At 49.1% G+C, this 25,494-nt stretch carries 21 protein-coding genes, 1 tRNA gene and 2 pseudogenes; 11 read left to right on the top strand and 13 right to left on the bottom strand.

The genetic code is table 11. The features are described 5' to 3' along the window. The first annotated feature begins 116 nt into the window (after window positions 1-116). Window positions 117-1,082, top strand: a complete 966-nt coding sequence (locus tag MON37_RS01230) for an IS30 family transposase (RefSeq protein ID WP_242883731.1) — start codon at window positions 117-119, stop codon at window positions 1,080-1,082. Window positions 1,083-1,180: 98 nt separating this feature from the next. Here the strand turns inward: MON37_RS01230 and MON37_RS01225 are convergent, their stop codons facing one another. Together MON37_RS01225 and MON37_RS01220 are read right to left on the bottom strand one after the other, a co-directional pair. Beyond that, entirely contained in the window at window positions 1,181-2,593 is a 1,413-nt protein-coding gene (locus MON37_RS01225; RefSeq protein WP_039409291.1) for a PepSY-associated TM helix domain-containing protein, read from the bottom strand. Window positions 2,594-2,913: 320 nt separating this feature from the next. Continuing rightward, window positions 2,914-3,390 carry a cyclic pyranopterin monophosphate synthase MoaC gene (locus MON37_RS01220; RefSeq protein WP_039409294.1) on the bottom strand — a complete coding sequence of 159 codons (477 nt, stop codon included), beginning with the start codon at window positions 3,388-3,390 and terminating at the stop codon, window positions 2,914-2,916. Window positions 3,391-3,807: 417 nt separating this feature from the next. Between MON37_RS01220 and ppc the strand changes: the two genes are divergently transcribed. The 4 genes from ppc (at window position 3,808) to MON37_RS01200 (ending at window position 8,981) form a co-directional block, all read left to right on the top strand. Continuing rightward, window positions 3,808-6,510: a phosphoenolpyruvate carboxylase gene (ppc, locus tag MON37_RS01215; protein ID WP_039409297.1), complete on the top strand. Its 2,703-nt coding sequence runs from the start codon at window positions 3,808-3,810 to the stop codon at window positions 6,508-6,510. 268 nt (window positions 6,511-6,778) lie between these two features. Then, window positions 6,779-7,162: a hypothetical protein gene (locus MON37_RS01210; RefSeq protein ID WP_070860131.1), complete on the top strand. Its 384-nt coding sequence runs from the start codon at window positions 6,779-6,781 to the stop codon at window positions 7,160-7,162. Window positions 7,163-7,243: 81 nt separating this feature from the next. Beyond that, entirely contained in the window at window positions 7,244-7,597 is a 354-nt protein-coding gene (locus tag MON37_RS01205) for a hypothetical protein (RefSeq protein WP_039409300.1), read from the top strand. A gap of 37 nt (window positions 7,598-7,634) precedes the next feature. Then, on the top strand, window positions 7,635-8,981 hold the full coding sequence (locus MON37_RS01200) for a chloride channel protein (RefSeq protein WP_039409303.1): 1,347 nt from the start codon (window positions 7,635-7,637) through the stop codon (window positions 8,979-8,981). A gap of 419 nt (window positions 8,982-9,400) precedes the next feature. Here MON37_RS01200 and MON37_RS01195 read toward each other — a convergent pair whose 3' ends face one another. Further along, a complete protein-coding gene (locus tag MON37_RS01195) occupies window positions 9,401-10,282 on the bottom strand; it encodes a lysophospholipid acyltransferase family protein (RefSeq protein ID WP_039409306.1) in 882 nt (293 codons plus the stop codon). A 560-nt stretch (window positions 10,283-10,842) separates the two neighbouring features. On the opposite strand from MON37_RS01195, the gene MON37_RS01190 reads away from it, so the two are divergent. Then, a complete protein-coding gene (locus tag MON37_RS01190) occupies window positions 10,843-11,124 on the top strand; it encodes an ArsR/SmtB family transcription factor (protein ID WP_039409309.1) in 282 nt (93 codons plus the stop codon). Between the two features lie 189 nt (window positions 11,125-11,313). Beyond that, window positions 11,314-12,084, top strand: coding sequence for an exodeoxyribonuclease III (gene xth, locus MON37_RS01185; RefSeq protein ID WP_039409312.1), 771 nt, complete (start codon window positions 11,314-11,316; stop codon window positions 12,082-12,084). 129 nt (window positions 12,085-12,213) lie between these two features. Here the strand turns inward: xth and prmC are convergent, their stop codons facing one another. The 9 genes from prmC to rlmD form a co-directional block, all read right to left on the bottom strand. Further along, window positions 12,214-13,041: a peptide chain release factor N(5)-glutamine methyltransferase gene (gene prmC, locus MON37_RS01180; RefSeq protein WP_039409321.1), complete on the bottom strand. Its 828-nt coding sequence runs from the start codon at window positions 13,039-13,041 to the stop codon at window positions 12,214-12,216. A gap of 425 nt (window positions 13,042-13,466) precedes the next feature. Next, a complete protein-coding gene (locus tag MON37_RS01175) occupies window positions 13,467-14,474 on the bottom strand; it encodes an IS5 family transposase (protein WP_242883729.1) in 1,008 nt (335 codons plus the stop codon). Between the two features lie 341 nt (window positions 14,475-14,815). Next, window positions 14,816-14,891 (bottom strand) — tRNA-Asn (locus MON37_RS01170). 95 nt (window positions 14,892-14,986) lie between these two features. Beyond that, the gene (locus tag MON37_RS01165) at window positions 14,987-15,346 is read right to left on the bottom strand and encodes a roadblock/LC7 domain-containing protein (protein WP_003743735.1); all 360 of its coding nucleotides are present in this window, start codon (window positions 15,344-15,346) and stop codon (window positions 14,987-14,989) included. Between the two features lie 39 nt (window positions 15,347-15,385). Continuing rightward, complete coding sequence (locus tag MON37_RS01160; protein ID WP_039404562.1) at window positions 15,386-16,027, bottom strand: hypothetical protein; 642 nt, start codon at window positions 16,025-16,027, stop codon at window positions 15,386-15,388. Between the two features lie 5 nt (window positions 16,028-16,032). Continuing rightward, window positions 16,033-16,569, bottom strand: coding sequence for a GTP-binding protein (locus MON37_RS01155; RefSeq protein ID WP_003743737.1), 537 nt, complete (start codon window positions 16,567-16,569; stop codon window positions 16,033-16,035). 12 nt (window positions 16,570-16,581) lie between these two features. After that, complete coding sequence (locus tag MON37_RS01150; RefSeq protein ID WP_039404565.1) at window positions 16,582-17,673, bottom strand: DNA-binding transcriptional response regulator; 1,092 nt, start codon at window positions 17,671-17,673, stop codon at window positions 16,582-16,584. A gap of 24 nt (window positions 17,674-17,697) precedes the next feature. Beyond that, complete coding sequence (locus tag MON37_RS01145) at window positions 17,698-19,149, bottom strand: tetratricopeptide repeat protein (RefSeq protein WP_039404568.1); 1,452 nt, start codon at window positions 19,147-19,149, stop codon at window positions 17,698-17,700. Between the two features lie 145 nt (window positions 19,150-19,294). Beyond that, window positions 19,295-20,671 carry a 23S rRNA (uracil(1939)-C(5))-methyltransferase RlmD gene (gene rlmD, locus MON37_RS01140; protein WP_039404576.1) on the bottom strand — a complete coding sequence of 459 codons (1,377 nt, stop codon included), beginning with the start codon at window positions 20,669-20,671 and terminating at the stop codon, window positions 19,295-19,297. Window positions 20,672-20,768: 97 nt separating this feature from the next. Between rlmD and MON37_RS01135 the strand changes: the two genes are divergently transcribed. The 4 genes and pseudogenes from MON37_RS01135 to MON37_RS01120 form a co-directional block, all read left to right on the top strand. Continuing rightward, window positions 20,769-21,767 (top strand): L,D-transpeptidase, encoded by a 999-nt coding sequence (locus MON37_RS01135; protein WP_039404571.1) that lies wholly within the window; start codon window positions 20,769-20,771, stop codon window positions 21,765-21,767. Window positions 21,768-22,051: 284 nt separating this feature from the next. Then, a pseudogene (gene argC, locus MON37_RS01130) lies at window positions 22,052-22,864 on the top strand (N-acetyl-gamma-glutamyl-phosphate reductase); the annotation flags it as partial. A gap of 84 nt (window positions 22,865-22,948) precedes the next feature. After that, window positions 22,949-23,914 carry an IS30 family transposase gene (locus MON37_RS01125; RefSeq protein ID WP_242883583.1) on the top strand — a complete coding sequence of 322 codons (966 nt, stop codon included), beginning with the start codon at window positions 22,949-22,951 and terminating at the stop codon, window positions 23,912-23,914. A gap of 24 nt (window positions 23,915-23,938) precedes the next feature. Beyond that, window positions 23,939-24,178 (top strand): annotated as a pseudogene (locus tag MON37_RS01120) (N-acetyl-gamma-glutamyl-phosphate reductase); the annotation flags it as partial. A 96-nt stretch (window positions 24,179-24,274) separates the two neighbouring features. On the opposite strand, the gene aroB reads toward MON37_RS01120, so the two are convergent. Next, window positions 24,275-25,354 (bottom strand): 3-dehydroquinate synthase, encoded by a 1,080-nt coding sequence (aroB, locus tag MON37_RS01115; RefSeq protein ID WP_039410819.1) that lies wholly within the window; start codon window positions 25,352-25,354, stop codon window positions 24,275-24,277. Window positions 25,355-25,494: the final 140 nt, after the last annotated feature.

Here is a 25,494-nt window from a genome sequence, read left to right as displayed (position 1 = left end):
GAAAACCAAAATCGGATTTTCAGACGACGGCGGATTCGCATTTGAAGTGCAACTTTCCATAACAGAAAAAGGCCAGTATGCGGTAGCATACGGCCTTTCCTGCAAGAAAGATTGCCATGGGCTACACACAACTGACCCAAGACGAACGATACCATATCCAATACCTGTCCCGCTACTGCACCATCGCCGAAATCGCCAAACAGCTCAACCGCCACAAAAGCACCATCAGCCGCGAAATCAAGCGGCACTGCATCCAAGGACAGCAATACAGCGCCGAAAAAGCACAGAAGCAAAGCCGGCTGACCAAACAGCACCGGCGAAAACCCTATAAGCTCGATTCGCAGCTGGTTCAACACATCGACACCCTTATCCGCCGCAAACTCAGTCCCGAACAAGTATGTGCCTACCTGCATAAACACCACGGGATCACACTCCATCACAGCACTATTTACCGCTACCTCCGCCAAGACAAAAGCAACGGCGGCACTTTGTGGCAACACCTCAGAATATGCAGCAAACCCTACCGCAAACGCTACGGCAGCACATGGACCAGAGGCAAAGTGCCCGACCGCGTCGGCATAGAGAACCGACCTGCTATCGTCGACCGGAAAACCCGCATCGGCGATTGGGAGGCCGACACCATCGTCGGCAAAAATCAGAAAAGCGCGTTATTGACCTTGGTCGAACGCACTACCCGCTACACCATCATCTGCAAATTAAAGAACTTAAAAGCCGAAGACACTGCCCGGGCGGCCATTAGGGTATTAAAGGCATATAAAGCCAGAGTCCACACCATTACCATGGATAACGGCAAAGAGTTCTACCAACACACCAAAATAGCCAAAGCATTGAAGGCGAGAACCTATTTTTGCCGCCCTTACCATTCTTGGGAGAAAGCGCTGAGTGAGAACACCAACGGACTCATCCGGCAATATTTCCCCAAACAAACCGATTTCCGAAACATCAGTGATCGGGAGATACGCAGGGTTCAAGATGAGTTGAACCACCGGCCAAGAAAAACACTTGGCTACGAAACGCCAAGTGTTTTATTCTTAAATCTGTTCCAACCACTGGTACCCTAGTGTTGCACTTGAAATCCGAATCCAAGGACCTTCAAACCCATCCTATTTGTGGGCATTGCCCACGCTGCACATCGGTTTGCGGGAAACGGCTCAAACCGTTATTTGAACCACCGCGACAGCGCCGGAATCCGTGATAGCAAAGCCGTATCCAACAGCCAAATCACGGCGATGGCGGCGATGGCGGTCGGGAACAATACCGCCACAATCAGAAGCGGCACAGCCATTGCCCACCATACCGGCAGCTCGATTTTCTGCGCCGGAGGAACCAGCCCGCTCGCTTTGGACGGGCGGCGTTTCCACCACATCACGCAGCCGCTGACACAGATGAAGATAACCGCCAGGCAGAACAAGACGTTCGCCAGCACGCTCCACCAGCCCAGCGTCCCCATGTGCAGCGCGATGCTGGCCGCCATGAATTTGCCGAAGAAGTTGTAATCGTCGAAACGGATGTCGGCCAGGATTTTGCCGCTGTATTGGTCGATGTGCACCGTGCGGTCGGCGGTCGGGCTGACCATGTCGTAGCTCATCGAATCCTGCGACAGCGTCCACACGCCCGTTTCGCCTTTGGGCAGGTTGAGCTGGTAGCGGCCTTTGAAACCGATTTCGCGGGCGAAGCGGTCAACTGTTTCCAAAGTCATCGGTTCGCTCGGATTGATGCCGTTTTCGCCCTTCGTCGTACCGGAAACAGGCATGGGCGTGAGTTCCAGAATCCACGGTACTTCTTTGGTTTTGCCGTCGTTCAGCACATCGCCGTGGGTCGGCACGACGGATACGGGGTTCGGTTCGACGCCCCATTTGCCGGCGGGGAACTGGCTCCAAGATTGAACGAACTTACCGCCCCAAATGCCCGCCCAAGCAACACCCGACAGGCAGAACAACAATAAAATCAAAGAAACCCAAGTACCGAATGCGCCGTGCATGCTGCGCCACCACGAGCGTCCTTTGCCCGCTTGCGGCACAAGCATGGATTTCAGGCTGCGCTGTTTCGCCCACCAAAGATAAATCCCCGTAATCATCATCAGGATAGTCAGTGATGCGGCGGTTTCTATCAGATAATCGCCCGCCGTGCCGAGCATCATATCGCCGTGGATTCCGTCCATCGTGTGATACCAGCCCTCATTGCGCGGCATGGAACTGACGACTTTCGCCGTGTAAGGATCGACGGCGACCATGGTCGCTTTGTCGTCGTTGTTCACGCGGAACACGGCAACCATATCGTCGGCGCGCGGCGCGATATATTGCACCACCGAAGCGGTTTCAGGGTTCACAGACTGCCGCGCCGCTTCCGCCTGCGCCGACAAAGGCTGCACCTGCGCCTGCGGGGTAACGTGTATGCGCTCGCCCTCTTTGCCGGTGATGTTGGCGAATAGGAGCATGCCCAGACCCGTTACGGCAAGCAGGGTCAGAAAGGGCGCGACCAATAGCCCGAAATAAAAATGCCACCGCCACACAGTCAGATAGCGGCGGTTGGCTTGTTGGTCGGAACGGGGCGCAGGTTGGGATGTGTCCATAAATTCTCTCTGTTGTTTTATCGTGGGTTAAAAAAGAAAAACGCCTGCCCGCGCGGGAATGACGACATAGGTATTCCCTATTTGAATTTGTTGCAATACTATACAAAATAACTAAAAAACTAATACTTTATAAGTATAATCGAATTTTAAAACATGAACAATTTCTGATAATACTGCCTCATCATAAGACAGCACCAACAAAAAACCGTATCAAACAAAAACAGCTCCCTGTCCGAAAGCGTTTCATCATAAAGCTTTGCTGAAAAACAAGGTCGTCTGAAACCTCAAACCGGGTTTTCAGACGACCTTTTTTTGTTCAATCAGAATTCGATGTTTTCGTAGGCATCGTCGAATACGAACGGGCCGCGTTCGCCGCCGCTTTCGGATTCGAGGTGGATGCGGGTCATCATCATGGACTGGTCGACTTCTTTCATCATGTCGTAGATGGACATGAGGGCGACGTTGACGCCGGTAACGGCTTCGGTCGTGATGCTTTTGCCGACTTCCGAGGAAACGGTTACGGTGGCTTTGACGTAGGCAAGTTCGATATCGACATCGAAATCGACGCGGACGTGTTGCAAGACGGCGGGCTGGTAAAGTGGGACAATCAGTCCGACCTGCTTGATGCCTTGGACGGCGGCAACACGGGCGACGTTGAGGATGCCTGCGTTTTGGGTGGCGTTTTCCGCCAAAACTTTGATGGCGGAGGTACTCATGTTGATGGAGCCGCTTGCCACGGCGGTGCGGACGGTGGGTTGGCGTTTGTCGTTTTCGCGTACGGAATTGAAGTTGAACATACTGTGCCTGCGTGAAAATAGGATTTTATGTCGTAGTATAGTGGATTAAATTTAAATCAGGACAAGGCGACGAGGTCGCAGACAGTACAGATAGTACGGAACCGATTCACTTGGTGCTTCAGCACCTTAGAGAATCGTTCTCTTTGAGCTAAGGCGAGGTAACGCCGTACTGGTTTAAAGTTAATCCACTATATTTTACGGGATTTCTACACTTCGGACTATGCTGCGGATACGAACGGCAGAATAATCGGACTGAAATGCACGGACGGCTTTGTTAAGGAATTAACGGCTTGACTTGTGCGGACGCGGGTTACATCAAGTTTCGGTGTTTTGCAATACCTTTTCCGATGGCGGTTTCAGACGACCTGCTATACAATGTTTTACGTTTGTTTTTAAGATAAATAAAGAGAGAAAATCATGCAACTGCATATCCTGAACAATCCCAAAGACGCGGCTCTAGCGGCAGACGCGGAATTTTTGAAACAGTCTTTGTACAAACTTCTGCACGAAGAAGCCTCACCTTTGGTAGTGGAAACGGTCAAACTGTTGTCCACTTCGGACGACAGCGCGGCTTTGATTGAGAAGGTTTTGCCGCAACTGGACGAACAGCAAACCCACGACCTGACGCTTGCCTGCGGTCTATTTGCGCAGATTCTGAACATCGCCGAAGACGTACACCACGAACGCCGCCGCCAAATCCACGAAGAGGCGGGACACGGCGGCGCGGAAGGCAGCCTGGCGGAAACGGTACGCAAACTCAAAGCGGCGAAAATCGGCGGTAAGGCGGTTCAAAAACAATTAAATACGACCAATGTTACCGCCGTTCTGACCGCGCACCCGACCGAAGTGCAACGCCAAACCGTGTTGAACTTCAACCGCCGCATCCGCGCCCTCCTGCCCCGCCGCGAACGCTGCACCCATGCCGACGCGCTGGCGGAGCTGCGCCGCGAAATCGACACTATCTTATTGGGCTTGTGGCAAACCAGCGAAACGCGCCACCACAAACTCAGCGTCAACGACGAAATCAACAACGGCGTATCCATCTTCCCGATGAGTTTCTTCGAAGCGCTGCCCAAACTCTACCGCAGCATGGAACGCGAGTTTCAGACGACCTATCCTGACGTTGACGTGCCCGACATCTTAAAAATCGGCGGCTGGATAGGCGGCGACCGCGACGGCAATCCGTTTGTCTCCGCCGAGACCCTGCGTTTCGCTTTCCGCCGCCATGCCGACGCGGTGTTCCGCTTTTACCGCGGCGAACTCGACAAACTCTACCGCGAGCTGCCGCTTTCCGTCCGCCGCGTCAAAGTCAACGATGACGTGATGGCGTTGTCCGACGAATCGCCCGACGGAGAAATCGCCCGCACCGAAGAGCCGTACCGCCGCGCCATCGCCTACATCATGGCGCGCGTCATGGGCAAAGCCCGCTCGCTCGGTTTGGGCATGGGCTGCAAATTCGGCTTCATGATGCCTTATGCCTCCGCGCAAGAATTTTCAGACGACCTCCACAAGCTGCAACGCTCCCTGCGCGACAACGGCAGCGCGCTTTTGGGCGAAGGCAGGCTCGCCGACCTGATCCGCTCCGTGTCCGTGTTCGGCTTCCACATGATGCCGCTCGACTTGCGCCAACACGCGGAAAAACACGCCGATGTCGTCGCCGAACTCTTCAAACACGCCGGTTTGGAAGACTATGGCAGCCTTTCCGAAACGGAAAAACAAACCGTCCTGCTGCGCGAGCTGAAACACCAGCGACCGCTGTCCAGCCCGTTCATCACTTACAGCGAACACACCCGCCGCGAAATGGCGATTTTCAACGAAGCGCGCAACATCAAAGACGAATTCGGCGAGAACGCCGTTACCCAAAGCATCATCTCCAACTGCGAACAGCCCAGCGACCTGCTCGCCCTCGCGCTGCTGCTCAAAGAAAGTGGTCTGTTGACGGTTGAAAACGGCAAACCGCAAAGCCGCATCAACATCGTCCCCCTCTTCGAAACCATCGAAGCCCTCGAAAACGCCTGCCCCGTCATGGAAACCATGTTCAGCAACGAATGGTACCGCGACCTGCTTCAAAGCCGCGACAACATTCAGGAAATCATGCTCGGCTATTCCGATTCCAACAAAGACGGCGGCTACGTTACCAGCTCTTGGTGCCTCTATCAGGCGGAATTGGGCTTGGTCGAACTCTTCAAAAAATATGATGTCCGTATGCGCCTCTTCCACGGCCGCGGCGGCAGCGTCGGACGCGGCGGCGGCCCGTCTTACCAAGCCATCCTCGCCCAACCCGCAGGCAGCGTGGCCGGACAAATCCGCATCACCGAGCAAGGCGAAGTCATCACCGCCAAATACGCCGACCCCGGCAACGCCGTGCGCAACCTCGAAACCCTCGTCGCCGCGACGCTCGAAGCCAGCCTGCTGCCCGATCAAAAAGACCCCGAACCCGCACTCATGCAGGCATTGTCGGACGTATCGTTCAAATACTACCGCGAGCTGATTACCCACCCCGACTTCATCGACTATTTCCTGCAAACCAGCCCCATACAGGAAATCGCCACCCTCAACCTCGGCAGCCGCCCCGCCAGCCGCAAAACTTTGGCGCGGATACAGGATTTGCGCGCGATACCGTGGGTGTTCTCATGGATGCAAAACCGCCTGATGCTGCCCGCGTGGTACGGCTTCGGCAGCGCAGTGGAAAGCCTGTGCGAAGGCAAACCCGAAACCCTCGCCGCCCTGCGGGAACACGCGCAGCACAACCCCTTCTTCCAAGCCATGCTCTCCAATATGGAACAAGTCATGGCGAAAACCGACATCATCCTCGCCGAAAACTACGCCGGCTTGAGCGAATCGCCCGAAAAAGCCGCCGTCATCTTCGGCATGATTAAGGAAGAATACCAACGCAGCCGCAAAGCCCTGCTCGACCTTTTGCAAACCGACGAACTCTTGCGCGACAACCGCAGCCTCGCACGTTCGCTCGCCCTGCGGATTCCGTACCTGAACGCGCTCAACGGCCTGCAAGTCGCTATGCTCAAACGCCTGCGCAAAGACCCGCACGACCCGCACACCCTCCTGATGGTGCACCTGACCATCAACGGCGTGGCACAAGGTTTGCGCAATACAGGTTAAGGCAGCACGAAAAAGGTCGTCTGAAAACCGTTTCAGACGACCTTTAGACCAAGTGCAAAACCATAGCGCGTGCTTTATTTGCGAAAGCCCATACTGTTCTGCTGCATCACTGTGTTTACCGGGATATGGCAGCCGCTTCGGCGTTGCGGATGATCGACGTACTGACACACCTTAGCGCGGTACTGCCCCATATCGCCGCACCATAAACTTTCAGACGACCCCGAGGTCGTCTGAAAAACAAAAACAGCTTACGTTAAGGCGACTCATTATGTCTGACATTGTCTTTATATTGTTATTCGGCAGGCTTCAACCCCACAGGACAACCGACTCATCCGACACATCCGTCCCTTTTTGGCATTCGGCGGCAGGCTCGGCTTTGATTTATTTATGTATACGCACAGTGACAAGCAGCCTTTCTGATTCGATTTCCAAAGCCTTTGACAGCCTCCCCCTCATTCTGTTTCAAACTATCTGCATGTTCGGCTGCTTGCTTTTGTATTTCAAAATGTTGCGTACCACGTCCGACCCGAAACGCCGCCGGTTTATCTATTGGGGACTGGGCATTCTTTCAGGTATAGCCTTAACCCCACTGACCGAAAAATTGTTTTATTTGGCGAACTTATTTATTATGCATTCACCAACGGGGAAATAGGCTGAATGCCGCCCCCTCTTTTTTCAGACGACCTCGAGGTCGTCTGAAAAACAAAAAAATCTTACTCACAAGGCAATAATCATGTTAGACATTATATTCATATTAACATTCGGCAGACTTCAAGCCTCAGGAACACTAGACTTTCCCGACAAGCTCTATCCCATCTGGAAATGGGCGGTAGGCGCGGGTGTACTTTATGCCGTGATAATGACACTGATAAGCTACGTTTTTTACTCATTCTTCTCTCCCTTCAGCTTGTTACTGACTGCCGCCGTGTCATCTGCCTGGTTCGCACTCTATTTCAAACTGCTGCGCGCCACCACTGACAAACCTACGCAGCACCGATCTATTTACTGGGGTGTCGGCATCGCTTCGGCATTTTTACTACCCTTCGCTCTAGGCTTTCTTAACGCATTGGTGCCCCTTCCGCAATAACCCTTTTCAGACGACCTTTTCGACACTTCCGCATACCATGCCGACCAAACCGCCCGCCTACCGCATCACGCACAAAATCCGCCAAACCCGCCGCATCTCGCGTAAAAGCATTGCTTTTCTGTTCCTGCTGGCAGGTTCGGCATTGGTCGCGCTGACCGCCCTCCTGTTTGCCTGGATGGCAGATTTCGCGTTAGAAATGAATGCGGAGCTGGTGCAAAAATATCCTTGGTTTGCCTGGGTCGCCCTACCCTTCGGGCTGCCGCTCATCGTCTGGATCACCCGCCGTTTCGCCCCCTACACCTCCGGCAGCGGCATCCCGCAAGTGCTCGCCAGCCTCGCCCTGCCCTACGGCGCCAACAAAACCCGCCTGATCCGCCTCCGCGAAACCCTCCTCAAAATCCCGCTGACCTTCCTCGCCATGTTTGCAGGCGCGTCCGTCGGGCGTGAAGGACCGTCCGTCCAAGTCGGCGCGGCAGTCATGAGCGCGTGGGGCGCATGGTGCAAAAAACACGGCTTCGCCTTTCGCGGCATGCAGGAAAACGACCTCATCGCCGCAGGCGCGGCAGGCGGGCTTGCCGCCGCGTTCAACGCCCCGCTGGCAGGCGTGATTTTCGCCATCGAAGAACTCGGGCGCGAAGTCATGCTGCGTTGGGAGCGGCAAATCCTGCTCGGCGTCCTCGCCGCCGGTTTCATCCAAGTCGCCATCCAAGGCAACAATCCCTATTTTTCAGGCTTCAGCGGCGGCGCGCTCGACAATATGCTCGGCTGGGTATTGGGCTGCGGACTCGCGTGCGGCATCGCAGGCGGACTGTTCGGACGCACCCTGTATCTCGGCGCCACCGCATTCACCCCCGCCAAATGGCGCGAACACATCCGCCGCCATCCCCTGATTACCGCCGCCCTCATCGGCATCCTGCTCGCCGCCATCGGCACACTTTACCAAGGCAAAACCTACGGCACAGGTTACCACGAAGCCGCCCAAGCCCTGCGCGGCATCCACGAAGCCCCCGCCGGACTCGCCGTCGCCAAATGGTTCTCCACCGTCCTGACCTACTGGACAGGTACGCCCGGCGGCATCTTCACCCCCTCCCTGACCATAGGCGCAGTCTTGGGCGAACACATCGCCATCCTCACCGGACTCGCCCAAGGCACCCACGTCCTCGTCCTCATCTGCATGGCAGCCTTCCTCGCCGGTGCCACCCAATCGCCACTCACCTCCGCCGTCGTCGTGATGGAAATGACCGGCGGACAAAACCTCCTCTTTTGGCTGCTCATCGCCTGCATCTTCGCCTCACAAGTCTCCCGCCAATTCTCCCCCCGCCCCTTCTACCACGCCGCAGGCACACGCTTCAAACGACAGGTGGAACAAAGCGGACAGAAGTGAAGCCTGATATTGCCGATGTGGGAAGGTGTAGGAAAGGTCGTCTGAAATGTTTAGCGATTCGTGGGCGAAGCCCACGCTACAAAGTTTGTTGGCAACACAAGTGCCGTAGCGTGGACTCTGTCCACGAAAATGATTGACACAAAAAGGTCGTCTGAAAACCCGATGTAGGTTTCAGACGACCTTTCATATTTGAACTTTCTATCGGTTTTGGCTGACTCGGTATCCGTAGCGTGGGTTCTACCCACGAAGATAATTGACGGACAGATGTTTGAAATTTTGAGTGGCTCGCGGACAAAGCCCTCACTACGGTGTCTGCCGACAACACAAGCACCGTCGCGTGGAATCCGTCCACAAAAATGATTAAAAAAGGTCATCTGAAAACTCAAACCCCAGGTTTTCAGACGACCTTTCACATTTTTTCACCCATGCCCGGGAGGCTCCGGCGCACCTGCGGGCTGTTTGTAGCGGTTGTACATAAACAGATATTGCGTCGGGAACCGGCGTATCCAATATTCCGTATTTTCATTGATTACCCGCGCATCGTGTTCTTTATTGCCGTTCAGTTCGCCGCGTAAGGGTTCGATATGTAGGACAAACCCGCGTCCTTGCGGCAGGCGTTCTCCGCAGAAAAACAATGCCTTGACCCCTTTTACCTGTGCGAGCTTGCCTGCCAGCGTCATGGTAAAAGCCGGTTTACCGAAGAACTCCGCCCACATACCGTCTCCACCTTCTTCGGGCGCGGGGACATGGTCGGGCAAAATGATGGTGGCTTCGCCCGCACGCAAGGCTTTGATGACCTGCTTAACGCCTTGAATACTGGTCGGTGCGGTTTTACCTTTACCGCGTACGCGCCCCGCCTGCATGACTTCATCCATCGCTTTGAGCTTCGGCGGTTTGTACATCGCCGTAAGTGGAAACGGAAGCCGTTGGCTGATATATCGTCCGGCAAGGTCGTAGCTGCCGATGTGCGGGGTAATAAACAACAATCCTTCGCCCGCATCCAACGCAGCCTGTACATGTTCCCATCCGCGTACTTCTACAAACAATTTTTCTATGCTTTCAGGTCGTCTGAAAAAAGCCACGGGCAATTCCAACCCGCCTTTGACCGTTTCGCGGAACACAGCCTTGACCGCCGCTTCATCGGGCTGCAAACCGGCTGTCCGCATATTGTCAAATACGCGTTCGCGATCCTCACGGCGCAGATAATAAACCGCGCAGCCCAACACGCCCGCCAATGCGTGCAGCAGGCGCAGCGGCATGGCGGCGAAGAGTTTGAAGAAAAAGGTAATCAGAATATACATAAAGGTATACCAAAGAAAGGTGGTCGGATTGTATAGCCGAATACGCAGGCAGTCGATACCTCGTTGACTGCCTGCACGCCGTTGCCATCAAGATGCACCTTCAAATCAAATAACAAAATTGATAGTAACTGTTGTAAAATTTTTACAGACTAAAAACGTACCGATAAGACTTTCCCTAAAACTTCGTTAATATTCCAAAACAGCTAACCACTATCAATACAAATACCGAAGAACAGTTTTATTTTTATATTTAATTGTTTTATAAATATTTTTTATAAAACCCTAATTCTATACTTCTGCTGTTTTTATTTTCATATAGATTAAGCCTGTTTTTCATTTCTAAAAAATCGTCCCTTTTACCCATTTTAAAATACTTCGGGATTTGCCCAAACAACAATTATTTACGGCAAATTTAAACGCATATGCTCTCTTTTGCACCTGAATGCGGTACACTTACAAACATAAGCATTTGAAATTTCTTAGAAATATAAAAAGAATCACAATCATCTTCTTTTTGTAATACTCCTCAAATCAAGCTAACGAATAGAAAGGCATACATCATGGAAACCAAACGTCTCTCTTCCCTTCTCAAACTCATCGCCAACCCCGAACGCATGACCATTTTGTTCATGCTGATGGACAGCGAACGCAGCATTGCCGAATTATCCGAAGCGCTCGGACAGCCTGCGACCGCCGTTTCCAACCACCTCGCACGCCTGCGCTCCGAAGGTCTGATCGATTTCACCCGCTACCACCGCATCATCGAATACAGGCTGGTATCCGAAGAAGCCGCCGCCATCCTCGATACGCTGCGCCATTTGGAAAACCGTAAAGCCGCCTAAAGGCTGTTGAGCCTTGTTTTCTCAAACGGATTTTTGTTTCAAAACCGGCAGCCGCCGAAATCCCCTAATGTTACAATAGCGTCCCGTTTACCCAACAAAAGCGGTTTTCATGAACCGCTTTTGTTTTGTCCTTATTTTGCCCGAAAAGCCCGAAACGCTTTTCAGACGACCCTCACACACGGAATCCGCATGAAAATCACCACTTGGAACGTCAATTCCCTCAACGTGCGCCTGCCGCAGGTGCAAAACTGGCTTGCCGACCATCAGCCTGATGTCCTTGTTTTGCAAGAGCTTAAGCTAGACCAAGACAAATTTCCCGCTGCCGCCCTGCAAATGATGGGCTGGCACAGCGTTTGGAGCGGACAAAAAACCTACAACGGCGTCGCCATCATCAGCCGCAGCGAACCGCAAGACGTACACGTCGGCCTGCCTACCCTGCCCGACGACCCGCAACGCCGCATCATCGCCGCAACCGTCAACGGCGTGCGCGTCATCAATGTCTATTGCGTCAACGGCGAAGCCCTCGACAGCCCGAAATTCCAATATAAAGAACAATGGTTTGCCGCATTGACTGAATTTGTCCGCGACGAAATGACGCGCCACGAAAAACTGGTCTTGCTCGGCGACTTCAATATCGCGCCAGCCGATGCCGACTGCTACGACCCCGAAAAATGGCATGAAAAAATCCACTGCTCATCCATCGAGAGACAGTGGTTCAAAAATCTGTTGGATCTGGGCTTGACCGACAGCCTGCGCCAAATCCACCCCGAAGGCGCGTTTTACACTTGGTTTGACTATCGCGGCGCAATGTTTCAACGCAAACTCGGACTGCGCATCGACCACCAGCTCATCAGCCCCGCCCTGTCTGCCGTGTTGAAAGACGTTTATGTCGATTTGGACGCGCGCGCGCAAGAACGCCCGAGCGACCATGCGCCGGTTGTGGCTGAATTTGATTTGTAAGGCGCAATCTTTAAAAAAGTCGTCTGAAAACCAAAAATTGGGTTTTCAGACGACCTTTTTAAATTCCTGGCTGTATTGGTGTGTACGGGTTTGACGTTTAGTTTTTTATTATTCAAACCACCAAAACTCTTATTCAATATGCCGCCTGACACCCAAAGTCAGCCTGTCTAAACAGGCCAAATCCTGCCGGGTTTCAATCTCTGTAAAACCATTTTCCGACAAAATCTGCCGTACTGCCCCACCTTGGTTATATCCATGTTCCAACAGCAACCATCCGCCCTCTTTCAAAAATTCAGGCGCACGCTGTGCCAGCTCCCGAATACAGGTCAAGCCGTCGGCAAAATCGGTCAATGCCGTTTGAGGCTCAAAACGCAAATCTCCTTGATTCAAATGGCTGTCATCTGCCTCAATATAAGGAGGGTTGGAAACAATAACATCAAAACGATATTTGTCTTCAGACGACGTTTTATCTGTATCGAACCATGATCCTGATGCAAACTCAACTGCTGCACCCAAATTTTCTGCGTTTCGACGGGCAACAACCAAAGCCTGCCTGCTAATATCAGACGCGCGTACTTCTGCGTCCTTCCGTTCCAATGCCACCGTAACAGCAACCGCCCCGCTACCGGTACCCAAATCCCAAACCCGTCCGTTTTTTGGGAGATGTTCGATAACCGCTTCAACCAAATGCTCGGTTTCCGGACGGGGAATCAAAACATCAGGGCAGACTTCAAACCAACGACCATAAAACTCTCGGCCACCCATGATATAAGCCATTGGCTCACCGTTCAGACGACGCTCCGCCAAACTATCCAGCCAAGCGAAAATATCTGCCGGAATCGCTTCTGCTCCCTGCGTTATTAATTGAACACGGCTGTAACCTCCCGCCTTTTGCAAAAGCATACGTGCCTCTATGCGCGGTAGCGGAGACTGCAGTATCCAGTCATCTAATGTCATCACTCTTCTTTCATTCATTTCCATCTCATTATCCATCAGCTCTGCCTGCTAAAACATAAAATACTTCCAAGATTTCCTTGGATTTGCCGACATTTAATTTTCCAAGTAGATTTTTTTGCGCATCAAGCAACAGGATCAAGACGGGAAACATAACAATACTGGAGGCTTTGTGAGGATTTCCCTATAGAAAATGTCGTTTGATGAAAAAACACAAAAACTATTTAAGGTCGTATCCCTTAATACCGCTTTAAAACTACTACACATTTATCCTATACCCTGAGACCTTTGCAAAATTCCTTTTCCCCCAACAGCCGAAACCCAAACACAGGTTTTCGTCTATTTCCGCTCCTAATTGCTCCTGATTTTACCCAAATACCCCCTTAATCCTCCCCGAATACCCGATAATCAGGCATCCGGGCCGCCTTTTAGGCGGCAACAGGCACACTTAGCCTGTTAGCCGCTTTCAACAGGTTTAAACACATCGCCTTCAGATGGCTTTGCGCACTCACTTTGAGCAGACCAAAATAGGCTGCCCGGGCGTAGCGGAATTTACGGTGCAGCGTACCAAAGCTTTGCTCGACCACATAACGGGTCTTCGACAAATATCGGTTGCGTTTGGTTTGCGCTTCCGTCAGCGGACGGTTGCGGTGGGCTTTGCGCATAATGCCGTCCAGCAACCGATGTTCTTTCAGATGTTGTCGGTTTTCCGCACTGTCGTAGCCTTTGTCGGCATAGACGGTCGTACCTTCGGCAATACCCTCCAACAAAGGCAACAGGTGGTTGCACTCATGGGTATTGGCGGGGGTGATGTGCAGTTTCTCGATATAGCCTTCCTCATCGGTACGGGTATGTTGTTTGTAACCGAGTTTGTAGAGGCCGTTTTTCTTTGTCCAGCGGGCATCTTTGTCTTTACTCGGTGTGGTTTGGCCGCTGACTTGTTCTTCTTCATCGACTTCTATGGCCTGACGCTGTTTGCTGCCGGCGGTCTGAATAATGGTGGCATCAATGACGGCGGCGGATGCCTTCTCTACTTTTAGGTTTTTTTCGGTCAGTTGGCAGTTAATCAGTTTGAGCAATTCGGACAGGGTGTCGTCTTGCGCCAGCCAGTTACGGTAGCGGCATAAGGTGCTGTAATCGGGGATGCTCAGTTCGTCAAAACGGCAAAACAGGTTGAAATCAATGCGGGTGATGAGGCTGTGTTCGAGTTCGGGATCGGAGAGGCTGTGCCATTGTCCGAGCAGGACGGCTTTGAACATGGACAACAAGGGATAGGCGGGACGGCCGCGGTGGTCTCTAAGGTAACGGGTTCTTTGACGATTCAGGTATTGTTCGATCGGTTGCCAATCAATCACCTGATCCAACTTCAATAATGGGAAGCGGTCGATGTGTTTGGCGATCATGGCTTGTGCGGTTTGCCGGAAGAAGGTGCTCATGGAAAATCCCCTAAATGTCTTGGTGTGAATTTAGGGGATTTTGGGGAATTTTGCAAAGGTCTCACCCTATATATTTTCTTGTATTTAATAAATGAACACATCTAATAAAAAGCAACCAGGTAAGAACAGTACAAGCATCATAATTAAACGCTAAACGTTCTTAAACCACCATTTTCCTTAAGTAAGCAAGGATTAGGCTGTGTATTCCTGATTGGAAAGTTTTCTATAAATAAGGATGCGTCGTATTTAAAACATCATAAAAGCTGAGAGGTCGTCTGAAATATTTCAGACGACCTCTCAGTGAATACGGCAAAAGCCTGAAATAATCAGGCTTTTATATTTGGCTCCCCGACCTGGGCTCGAACCAGGGACCTGCGGATTAACAGTCCGTCGCTCTACCGACTGAGCTATCGGGGAAAGATTCCGGATTATAGAGAAAGAAGTAACTTACGTCAACACTATTTTAAAAATACAATGGTGTAAGTTCCCAAAATACAGATAAATACCGGAATTTATAGAATTTCAGCAATATGCTTCGCAGCACGCTTGGCATCCAACAAAATCAAGCCCAGCTTACCGCTCTCTCTTGCCATCAAAGCCAAAACAGCGTTTTCTCCTGCCTGACTCAGCAAAATATAACCGGTCTTCCCTTTCACCATAACCTGATCAAGCTCACCGCAAGCCAACTCATGAACGGAACGGTTACCCAATGCCAGCAATGTTGCTGACATTGCACCAACACGGTCTGCATTTAAATGCGACGGCAACATGGTTGCAATAGGCAAACCGTCAGTAGAAATAACGGCTGAAGCAGTAATATCAGGAGAGGTATTATTCAAATCGCTCAATACAGAAATCAATAATTGTTGCATACATATTCCATTCTAAAATAATAATCGGTATCTAGTGTGTTAACGGCTTCCATAGCGGTGGTATAAAACTTTGACCAAGGTTACAAATGCCTCCTTGTTCAAATCAGGCATACCGCCGATAACCAAAATTAACTTGGTATTACCGATATATAAAGGGAAGAAAGTCAACTCACTTTGTCCTGAAGGATCGCAAATACCCCATGCATTATTATTAATATGCAGATTATTACGGATTAATAGGCGATGGCTGCTGTCCATCTTTGTCACTTCACTGGCCAAAAGCCCCAACTCTTCGGCAGCCTCGTGATGAAAATTCGCATTTGCAAAATACAATCCGTTCTCGTCTGCCAATAATGCCTTACCTGAGCTTGAAAGTTGCTCCAATACAGAAGGCAATTGCTCATCAGTAAGATGCATATCCTCATTACTGGCATTTTCATCACCATACAAAAACTCAAGGCGTTGTAGGCGGTACAGTAAATTCAAAGCGGTATTGATATCACTGGTATCTGCCCATGCCAAAATTTTCTCACTGCTGATAACCTCTGTCGGGCTTGCTTTCAGCAAACTATATAACAAAGTGCGGCTGGCACTGGGAGTATCACTCGTCACCGCATAATATGCCCCTGCCGGTGTAACTTTAGGATATAAATTTGATTGTAAAGAAAGAGTCGATTCCATTTATTTTATACCTCTAAACCCGGGTCGATTGAGAACAACATTGCACTTACCAATTGTTTTACATCATCTTCTCTTCGAGCATCAATCTCAAATACCGGCACATTAAAATTGTTTTGAGCCAAGTATTTCTGATAAACGTCAACGCTTGGCAGTGATCGAATATCCATCTTGGTGACACCGACAACCAGCGGGGCTTTTTTCAATAATTCACGGAAAGCCTCTAAGAAAAATTGCAGGTCTTTTAGTGGGTTAGTACGGGTATTATCCAAAAGTAGAACCAAACCCATACTACCTTGACTTAAAATCTCCCACATAAAATTAAAGCGTTCCTGCCCCGGTGTACCATAAAGGTGGACCTTCACCTCTTCATCCAAATGAATAACTCCATAATCCATTGCTACAGTAGTATAACCTTTTCGCACCAATGTCATATCGGAAGCTGATGCGTCCGTTTGCACAGGAGGTTCATCCGACAAAGCTGAAATAGCTGTTGTTTTACCCACTCCGACCGGACCGGTAAAGATAATCTTATTTTCCTTCATTACATGTCCTTCTTATCGTTTTCCCAATAACTTACGCATCAATCGTTGCAGCAGTCCGCGTGGCTGTTCTTGCGACGGTCCTGCAATCTTCTCAGCATCTTTTACCATCTGACTATCAGGCACATTGCTATTTACATCAACTTGTTCGGAAACATTAGTCTGATTGTGTGCGTATTCAGTGTCCGTTGCCAAGAAACCGGTTACGGAGGTAGCTGCAAGATAATTCAATATATCAGGCATCTCCAACGGCATAACCTTATAGAGGATATTCAGATTAACCGATGTTTTAGTTAGAAAGGCAGATAACCTCATAGATTCAGGGACTGGAGCCAGCCTGGTCAGATTGGGCCAGCGTTTCAATGTAAAAATAGTTTGAGGGGTCATCGGATAAATCAGACGACCTTGTGCAGTCCAAATCGCCATCTGCCACAGACAAGACATAATGGTAACTTTGGCTTTCTCCTTCCATTGAGGATTATCAGGTACTACTTTGCATACCACAGAAAGATTATCATCTTTACAAAGCCCCTCCAAATCATGCGCATTAACAGTCAACAAAACACGCTGAATACTTGGGAAAACTATCAATACCGGCTTACCCTCATGTAAAACGGCAATATCCTGATGGCCTTGACTAGCGAACTTCAATGCTCCCAACAATCCTTTATTCGGATTAAACCGTTTGATTGTTGCTTTTCGCCCTTCTGTACTACCATTACCCTGAGTATTTTGTTTTGCTGCCTCACTATCAGCAGGATTAAAAACATTGCCACCTTGAGCCAAACTTCTCAATACAGGAAACAAGGTATCAAATTTGACCGGTTTAGGGAGATATGGCGTTTCCACGGAAGGTTCTTGTGAGCAAAACATCGCAACTGGAATATCGGAATATTCGGTTTTTAACGTTTTCCAAGTCTCAATACCGTCAGCCGTATCTGTATCTACCAGAACCAAATCCGGCTTTTCAGCAGAATCCGTACCGATAATTTGATAATTCGTCGTATTGTGCATTTTGAAAGCCATACGGAATACAGCTTCCTGCTGCTCATTCATATCACGAAGCATAACCCGTATGGTTTTAATTTTAGGTAACAGATTGTCCATAGATGGTACTCTCTAAATGTTATTTTATTTTTTTGAATATTGATTTACACGTTGAAGCAAACGGCTCATAGCCAAAATAACCTCTTCCGGCAAACTGACAACGCGTTCACGCAAGATGCGTAAGAAATGTTCCAAACGTGCCCAGTCTTCAACTCTTTCGTAAAGATCAAACAACATGATATATAGCTGAGACTCTTGCGGATATTGCAGTACAGCCTGCTCCAAAGTATCAACAGCCAAATCTAACTGACCATACATCAATAGCGACTCGACTTCTTTTAGAGCCTCATCAGCAGGTGAAGAATTCATGCTGATAACGGACGAGTCTTTTTGTACCAAATCTCGGTATTTTGCCTTCATTTGCAAAGAAGTAGGTTGCAAATAACCTCTGGCCAAACCGATTTCTTTTACGCGGTTCTCATTTGGTCCCTTTTCCAAATCATCAAAAACTTCATGATAGCCTAGACTATATCCCCAGCCGAGCATACGTTCTTTCACTTGGCGGCCATATTGGCCGAGTGAGTGATAAAGCTTCCACAAATGTTGCGCAAACTGACCAATTTCTTCATTTTGGTAGTCCAACTTCAAAGCATCAATAATTAAGCTGGCAGGTTTAGAAGAGGTTTGAATAGCACGGTTGTATTGTTGTACGGCCGTTTTATAATCAACCTTATCCTTCAAAATTTTCGCACCATGCTCAGGCTTAACAAACCCAATAACTGCACCCATTTCCTCAGGGGTGATGTCATTAAATTCTTTTTTTCCCAACACGATTAAAGAACGTTTTGAAGCTTGAGAAGTTGGAGAAGTGTGCTGCACATCATCTGAAGAAGTTGAATCCGATTCTGAAGAATCTTCAATTCCTGAAGGTTCACCAATTCTGCGCTCAATTTCCTGCAAGCTCCATCCCAAACGTTCCTCCGCCAAAACCCGCAGGCGCAAGTGCGTCGGCTCAGTCATTAAACCGATCTTAACGTATTCAGCCAAGCTCTCTTCAGGCAAAACCAATCCGTGTTTTTCCAAAGCATCAGCCAACATATCGATATTACCGACACGGAGACTCAGCCCGATTAATTCATGAACCAGCTTTTCGGGAGCTCCATCACCTAATCCGTTCAGATACCCGGCTAAAGACTCCGCAGCCTTGCTTTCATAACCGAACTGTTTGTACACCTGATATTCAGTCAGAGGATCAACTTCCTGGGCAGATACTGATGCTGTTGAGCCAGAGGTCTCTCCACCACCCCATTCCCAATCTTGCTGTTCAGTATTAGAAACGGATTGATTGACCTGATCCATCCAATCAGGAGTGAGAGCATCCTCATCTTTTTGATTTGATTTGTTATGATGTATTGATGATTTGGCAACCTTAGTTGTTTTTTTATGTGTCGTTCCGCTTTGTTTGAAGCGGATAAACAGCAATACAACCAACAAAAGCGCCAACAATACGATTAAAAGTGAATAATCCAAGAACACCTCCCGTTACTGTGGAGCAGCAAACAAACTATATTTTATATTCATATCCAGCAACCATCAAAATTGCCGAATCATCTTATTTTCTGAGTGAATTATGATAACATGATTCAACCGATAATTACATAAAAAACCATTTTGCAAATACCTATATACTATTTTCCAAATCGAAGACACCTATAGATTCGACATGCGAAGTCTGTGCAAACATATTCATTACCCCTGCCAATTTCAGCTTATAGCCCTTATTTACCAGCACTTCCGCATCTCTGGCAAAGGTTGCCGGATTGCAAGAAACATATACTATCCTTACCGGCAAATACGGAGCATGTAGTGATTTGACAACAGCATAGGCACCGCCTCTCGGGGGATCAAGCAACATCTTGTCGAATTGACCCCATGACGCTACCACAACCTCATCTGTTTCAAACAAATCCGCTTCAAAGAAGGATACCCTATCGGAACAACCGTTAGCCGAAGCATTGTTTCGTGCTCGCTTAACCAACGAACCTTCACCTTCGATTCCAACCACTTCAGCCCCACTTTTTGCCATAGGAATACTGAAGTTTCCAAGCCCGCAAAACAAATCTGCAATACGCTCGTTTTTCTGAATATCTAGAAGTTTCAAAGCCCTGCCAACCATCACTCCATTTAAGCCTGCATTAATCTGGGTAAAATCCCCAGGTTTGTACGGCATTTCAACCTCAAACTCAGGTAAAGCATATCCCAAAGGCTGACAATCTTTCGGATAGAATGGCTGGGCCCCCTGTCTTCGAGCTTGCAGCCAAATCTGCCACTGTTTTTTCTCATGACCGAATATCGTATCAAACCATTTTTCAAGTTGTCTCAATTTTTGACTAGGCGGTTTTTTTCCGGAACAAATGTTCAAAACCGTTAGTTTTTCGCTATTAAAAAACTCGATGAATAGCAAATCCAAATCTATCAAACTTTGCAACATTTGCTTTATTTTTGGCAACTTCTCAGAAATATGAGCCGGCAACACCATACATGAATCGACATCAATCACTTCATGACTCTTTTTTGCCTTAAAACCGATTTTCAGACGACCACCTGCATCCTTTGAAATACTCAGTCTGGCACGCTCCCGATAATGCCATGGTGTTCCATATATAGCTGGGAGAATCTGCTTGGGTCGGATTTTGCCGATGCGTTCCAACTGCTCTTCCATAATGCGTTGTTTAAATGCAATTTGGGCTGTCGAATCAATGTGCTGTATTAAACAACCACCGCATGTATCAAAATACCTACACTTCGGCTCAACTCGATTTTCCGAATATCGGATGATGTCAATGACCCGTGCTTCATCAAATTGTTTTTTCGAACGGATGATTTCAAACCGCACCCGCTCTCCCGGCATCGCTCCCTCAATAAACAATGCCTTACCATTAACGCGCGCGACACCTCTTCCTTCATAATCCAAAGAAAAAATATCCGCCTCGCCCTCATATTGCCTGTTATCTGTCCGCATCTTCATCAAGAAAATCCATTTTGCCCGACAGGGCACATTTTGTTTGCAAAAACGCATATTCTCGCACAAAACCAAAAAGATTCAGGTATGATTGCCCGAAATATTTCCTCCCCCCCTTTTTAAATTTTAAAACATGAAAAAAATTCTCTTCAGTACAAGCCTTGCAGCTTTGACCGCCTACGCAACTGCCAACACACCCGTTCCTGATGTTTCCCCCGTCTCACAAGGTCAACATGTTGTCATCAACATTCCGCAACAGCGTCTGTTCCTCTATACCGACGGACAATTAACAAAAATTTATCCCGTTGCTGTCGGCAAAGCCATGACCCAAACCAACCTTGGGGAACACAAAATCGGAGCCAAAGCTTTTAATCCTACTTGGCACATTCCGAAATCTATTCAAAAAGAACGCGGAGACGGCGTCAAATCCGTACCGCCCGGCCCCAATAATCCTCTGGGTCCTGTCTTTGTCCGCTTGGGCGATCCGAAATTCAGTTTGGGCATTCACGGCACGAACGCGCCTGCCAGCGTACCGGGCGTCCGCAGCCACGGTTGTGTGCGCATGAAGTCTCCGGATGCGCTTGAATTTGCAAAAACCATCGCAACCGGCGCCCCTGCTTCCGTCATTTACCAACTTGCCAGCCTCAACGAAGATGCCAATAAAAATCTTTGGCTGGCTGCGTATCGCGATCCTTACAATAAAAAGAACCTCGATACCGATGCTCTGAAAAAAAGTATTGCCGCCTGGGCTAAGGCGCACGGCAAAACGATTAATGCCGCCCGTATCGATGCAATTTTGAAGGCGCGTACCGGAGCGGCAAACTGTTTGACCTGCGCTAAAGGCGTCAAATTGAAAACTCCGCTGAAATCCTTGGCATGGATGAGCGGCTCAAGTGCCTTCAGCAAACCGAAAGTCATGCCGAAACCCGCCCCTGTGAAAGATGAAGTATTACCCGCCGGTTCTGAAATCGAAATAGATGCCGAAGATACTCCGACTCCGAAAGCAGCTTCGGAATACTCACCGAGAAAACCCCAAGCTGCCGAATACACCCCTCCACCGGCAGCTTCTACACCTTCCTATCCAAAATATGATCTGCCGGCAGACGGAGATCCTACTTCATTGCTGTTTTAAGTAGAGATTGCCCTATAACTGTTTAAAATAGAATAGGTTGCGCACCATTTATTCTGTATGAACAGGAATAACCGTTAGGTAATTTGCCTTTATAAGGTCGTCTGAAAACTTGTCTTCCATGTTTTCAGACGACTTTTCTTTTATATATGTCAGTACCGTTTCGTATTACTCATAGCGGCTGTTTCCACTATACATCACCGTTCCTCTATAATGGACAACAGTATTCGAACGAAGTCGATACCGGCAAATCTGCCTACATCTAAAAATTACTCTTGGAGAAATCTATGAATTCGAAAATCAAAGTCGGCATCGTCGGTGCAACAGGCTACACCGGCGTAGAGCTTTTACGGCTTCTCAGCAGTCATCCGAATATCGAAATTACAACGGTAACCAGCCGCAGCGAGTCAGGTAAAGCAGTTTCTGATTACTTTCCCAGTCTGAGGGGAGTCTACGATCTGACCTTTCAATCCCCCGAACACGCCGGTTTAGAAAAATGCGATATTGTCTTTTTCGCCACCCCAAATGGAATCGCCATGAACGATGCTCCCCGTCTTTTGGAAAAAGGTATCCGCATCGTCGACTTATCCGCTGACTTTCGTATACAGGATATTTCCACATGGGAACATTGGTACAAAATGAAGCACGCCAACCCCGATATTGTTCCTCAAGCGGTGTACGGATTAAGTGAGTTAAACCGCGATACCATCGCATCTGCACAAATCGTTGCCAACCCCGGTTGTTATCCGACCTGCGTTTCACTGCCTTTACTCCCCCTGCTGAAAGAAGGTCGTCTGAAACCACATATGCCGCTGATTGCGGACTGTAAATCAGGCGTATCCGGCGCAGGTCGGAAAGCCAATACCGGCTCGCTGCTTTGCGAGGCAGGGGATAATTTTAAAGCCTACGGCATTACGGGACACCGACACCAGCCCGAAATTCGGCAAACCATCGCCACATTGCAACCAGGAATTGCCGAACATTTCATTTTCGTTCCCCATCTGACACCCATGATCCGGGGTATGCACGCCACTTTATACCTGCATCTTGAGGACGGTTGCAATCCGGAAGCTGTTTTACGTGAATTTTATCGGGAGGCGGATTCGCATTTGAAGTGCAACTTTCCATAACAGAAAAAGGCCAGTATGCGGTAGCATACGGCCTTTCCTGCAAGAAAGATTGCCATGAGCTACACACAACTGACCCAAGACGAACGATACCATATCCAATACCTGTCCCGCCACTGCACCATCGCCGAAATCGCCAAACAGCTCAACCGCCACAAAAGCACCATCAGCCGAGAAATCAAGCGGCACTGCATCCAAGGACAGCAATACAGCGCCGAAAAAGCACAGAAGCAAAGCCGGCTGACCAAACAGCACCGGCGAAAACCCTATAAGCTCGATTCGCAGCTGGTTCAACACATCGACACCCTTATCCGCCGCAAACTCAGTCCCGAACAAGTATGTGCCTACCTGCATAAACACCACGGGATCACACTCCATCACAGCACCATTTACCGCTACCTTCGCCAAGACAAAAGCAACGGCGGCACTTTGTGGCAACACCTCAGAATATGCAGCAAACCCTACCGCAAACGCTACGGCAGCACATGGACCAGAGGCAAAGTGCCCGACCGCGTCGGCATAGAGAACCGACCTGCTATCGTCGACCAGAAAACCCGCATCGGCGATTGGGAGGCCGACACCATCGTCGGCAAAAATCAGAAAAGCGCGTTATTGACCTTGGTCGAACGCACTACCCGCTACACCATCATCTGCAAATTAAAGAACTTAAAAGCCGAAGACACTGCCCGGGCGGCCATTAGGGTATTAAAGGCATATAAAGCCAGAGTCCACACCATCACCATGGATAACGGCAAAGAGTTCTACCAACACACCAAAATAGCCAAAGCCTTGAAGGCGAAAACCTATTTTTGCCGCCCTTACCATTCTTGGGAGAAAGGGCTGAATGAGAACACCAATGGACTCATCCGGCAATATTTCCCCAAACAAACCGATTTCCGAAACATCAGCGATCGGGAGATACGCAGGGTTCAAGATGAGTTGAACCACCGGCCGAGAAAAACACTTGGCTACGAAACGCCAAGTGTTTTATTCTTAAATCTGTTCCAACCACTGGTACCCTAGTGTTGCACTTGAAATCCGAATCCAAGGGACAGTCCTTTTGTGGACATCATGCCGGCCGGTTCAACACCAGAAACACGCAGCGTGCGCGGTGCAAACCTTTGCCGTATCAGCATCCAAAAATCTTCCTCTGACAATGTATGGATCGCTCTGTCCGTCATCGACAACTTAGTTAAAGGGGCAGCAGGACAAGCTGTTCAGAATATGAATATCATGTTCGGCTTTGATGAAAAACTCGGTTTGATACAAACTCCACTCCTACCTTAATCATATGAAAAGGTCGTCTGAAAACTTTTCAGACGACCTTCTCTATTTTGACTCATGCGACAATGAATATGCACAGAACATTTACTGGAATACGCATTACAAATACGGCTGCAAAGTCCGCTTTAAAATATCAATATCGCTAACTTCAGTAATATTGGCTTCCCCCAAACGGTTCAGCCCGATAAAACGCATCACGCCGCTACTGACCTTTTTGTCATGGCTCATATGGCTGATCCATTTTTCAAACGGGAATTTAGGCGGCAATGACGACAATCCTGCGGCCTCCATTAAAACAGCGATTCGACGTGTGTCCGCATCGGAAATTTTACCCAATTCTTCGGATAATCTACCTGCCAGCACGCAACCCGCTGCCACTGCCTCACCATGCAACCATACTCCGTAACCCATTTCCGCCTCGATGGCGTGTCCGAAAGTATGGCCAAGATTAAGCCACGCGCGGATACCTTGTTCGGTTTCGTCTTTGGCAACAATATCGGCTTTCATTTTGCAGCAGTGATATACCGCCTGCGTCAATTTCTCTTGGTTTTGTACCATCAAATCCTCAATGTTTTGTTCCAACCACTCAAAGAAATCAACATCGCCAAGTGCACCATATTTAATAACTTCCGCCATACCTGCCGATAATTCTCGGCGCGGCAAGGTCTTCAATGTTTCCAAATCAGCTAAGACCGCCTGCGGTTGGTAAAACGCACCAATCATATTTTTTCCAAGCGGATGGTTGATACCCGTCTTCCCACCAACGGATGAATCCACCTGACTCAACAAAGTTGTCGGAATTTGGATAAACGGCGCACCTCGTTGGTACGTTGCAGCGGCAAAGCCGACCATATCGCCGATTACCCCGCCACCCAATGCAATTAGTGTAGTTTTCCGTTCGGCTCTGTTTTCCATCAATCCGTCAAAAATAAGGTTCAATGTCTGCCAGTTTTTATATTTTTCGCCATCCGGCAAGATAATGCTGAAATGCCTGATACCGATTCTGTCCAAACTCATTTGAAGATTTTTCAGATATAAAGGCGCAACAGTCTCGTTGGTTATTATTGCGGCTGTTTTATTCAAATAAGGCTTAAGTAAACTATCAGCCTGCCCGATAAGGTCATACCCGATAAAAATAGGATATTGGTGAGACGGAGTTTGAACAGTCAAAGTACGCATAGGAGAAGACTCCTTGTCAAAATAAATCATGTAGTAACAACGCAAAATAATATACGCTTACCGCTCTATTGAAAACTGACTAGCTAGATAAAGAACATTTTATCAAGCAAAACCAATAGGGGGGGGGGGCAAACATATAA

Source organism: Morococcus cerebrosus (assembly GCF_022749515.1).
GTDB lineage: Bacteria > Pseudomonadota > Gammaproteobacteria > Burkholderiales > Neisseriaceae > Neisseria > Neisseria cerebrosa.
Note: the sequence above shows the minus strand (reverse complement) of the source record. Positions and strands in the feature narration are given on the sequence as shown.

Excerpts from the sequence above, each read along its gene's own strand:
- MON37_RS01150 (WP_039404565.1), bottom strand. The coding sequence starts at position 17,673 with ATGGACAATCTGTTACCTAAAATTAAAACCATACGGGTTATGCTTCGT.
- MON37_RS01205 (WP_039409300.1), top strand. The coding sequence starts at position 7,244 with ATGTTAGACATTATATTCATATTAACATTCGGCAGACTTCAAGCCTCA.
- aroB (WP_039410819.1), bottom strand. The coding sequence starts at position 25,354 with ATGCGTACTTTGACTGTTCAAACTCCGTCTCACCAATATCCTATTTTT.
- xth (WP_039409312.1), top strand. The coding sequence starts at position 11,314 with ATGAAAATCACCACTTGGAACGTCAATTCCCTCAACGTGCGCCTGCCG.
- MON37_RS01230 (WP_242883731.1), top strand. The coding sequence starts at position 117 with ATGGGCTACACACAACTGACCCAAGACGAACGATACCATATCCAATAC.
- MON37_RS01175 (WP_242883729.1), bottom strand. The coding sequence starts at position 14,474 with ATGAGCACCTTCTTCCGGCAAACCGCACAAGCCATGATCGCCAAACAC.
- MON37_RS01125 (WP_242883583.1), top strand. The coding sequence starts at position 22,949 with ATGAGCTACACACAACTGACCCAAGACGAACGATACCATATCCAATAC.
- MON37_RS01165 (WP_003743735.1), bottom strand. The coding sequence starts at position 15,346 with ATGCAACAATTATTGATTTCTGTATTGAGCGATTTGAATAATACCTCT.
- MON37_RS01190 (WP_039409309.1), top strand. The coding sequence starts at position 10,843 with ATGGAAACCAAACGTCTCTCTTCCCTTCTCAAACTCATCGCCAACCCC.
- MON37_RS01200 (WP_039409303.1), top strand. The coding sequence starts at position 7,635 with ATGCCGACCAAACCGCCCGCCTACCGCATCACGCACAAAATCCGCCAA.
- prmC (WP_039409321.1), bottom strand. The coding sequence starts at position 13,041 with ATGACATTAGATGACTGGATACTGCAGTCTCCGCTACCGCGCATAGAG.
- MON37_RS01210 (WP_070860131.1), top strand. The coding sequence starts at position 6,779 with ATGTCTGACATTGTCTTTATATTGTTATTCGGCAGGCTTCAACCCCAC.
- MON37_RS01135 (WP_039404571.1), top strand. The coding sequence starts at position 20,769 with ATGAAAAAAATTCTCTTCAGTACAAGCCTTGCAGCTTTGACCGCCTAC.
- MON37_RS01220 (WP_039409294.1), bottom strand. The coding sequence starts at position 3,390 with ATGTTCAACTTCAATTCCGTACGCGAAAACGACAAACGCCAACCCACC.
- MON37_RS01195 (WP_039409306.1), bottom strand. The coding sequence starts at position 10,282 with ATGTATATTCTGATTACCTTTTTCTTCAAACTCTTCGCCGCCATGCCG.
- MON37_RS01225 (WP_039409291.1), bottom strand. The coding sequence starts at position 2,593 with ATGGACACATCCCAACCTGCGCCCCGTTCCGACCAACAAGCCAACCGC.
- MON37_RS01160 (WP_039404562.1), bottom strand. The coding sequence starts at position 16,027 with ATGGAATCGACTCTTTCTTTACAATCAAATTTATATCCTAAAGTTACA.
- MON37_RS01155 (WP_003743737.1), bottom strand. The coding sequence starts at position 16,569 with ATGAAGGAAAATAAGATTATCTTTACCGGTCCGGTCGGAGTGGGTAAA.
- ppc (WP_039409297.1), top strand. The coding sequence starts at position 3,808 with ATGCAACTGCATATCCTGAACAATCCCAAAGACGCGGCTCTAGCGGCA.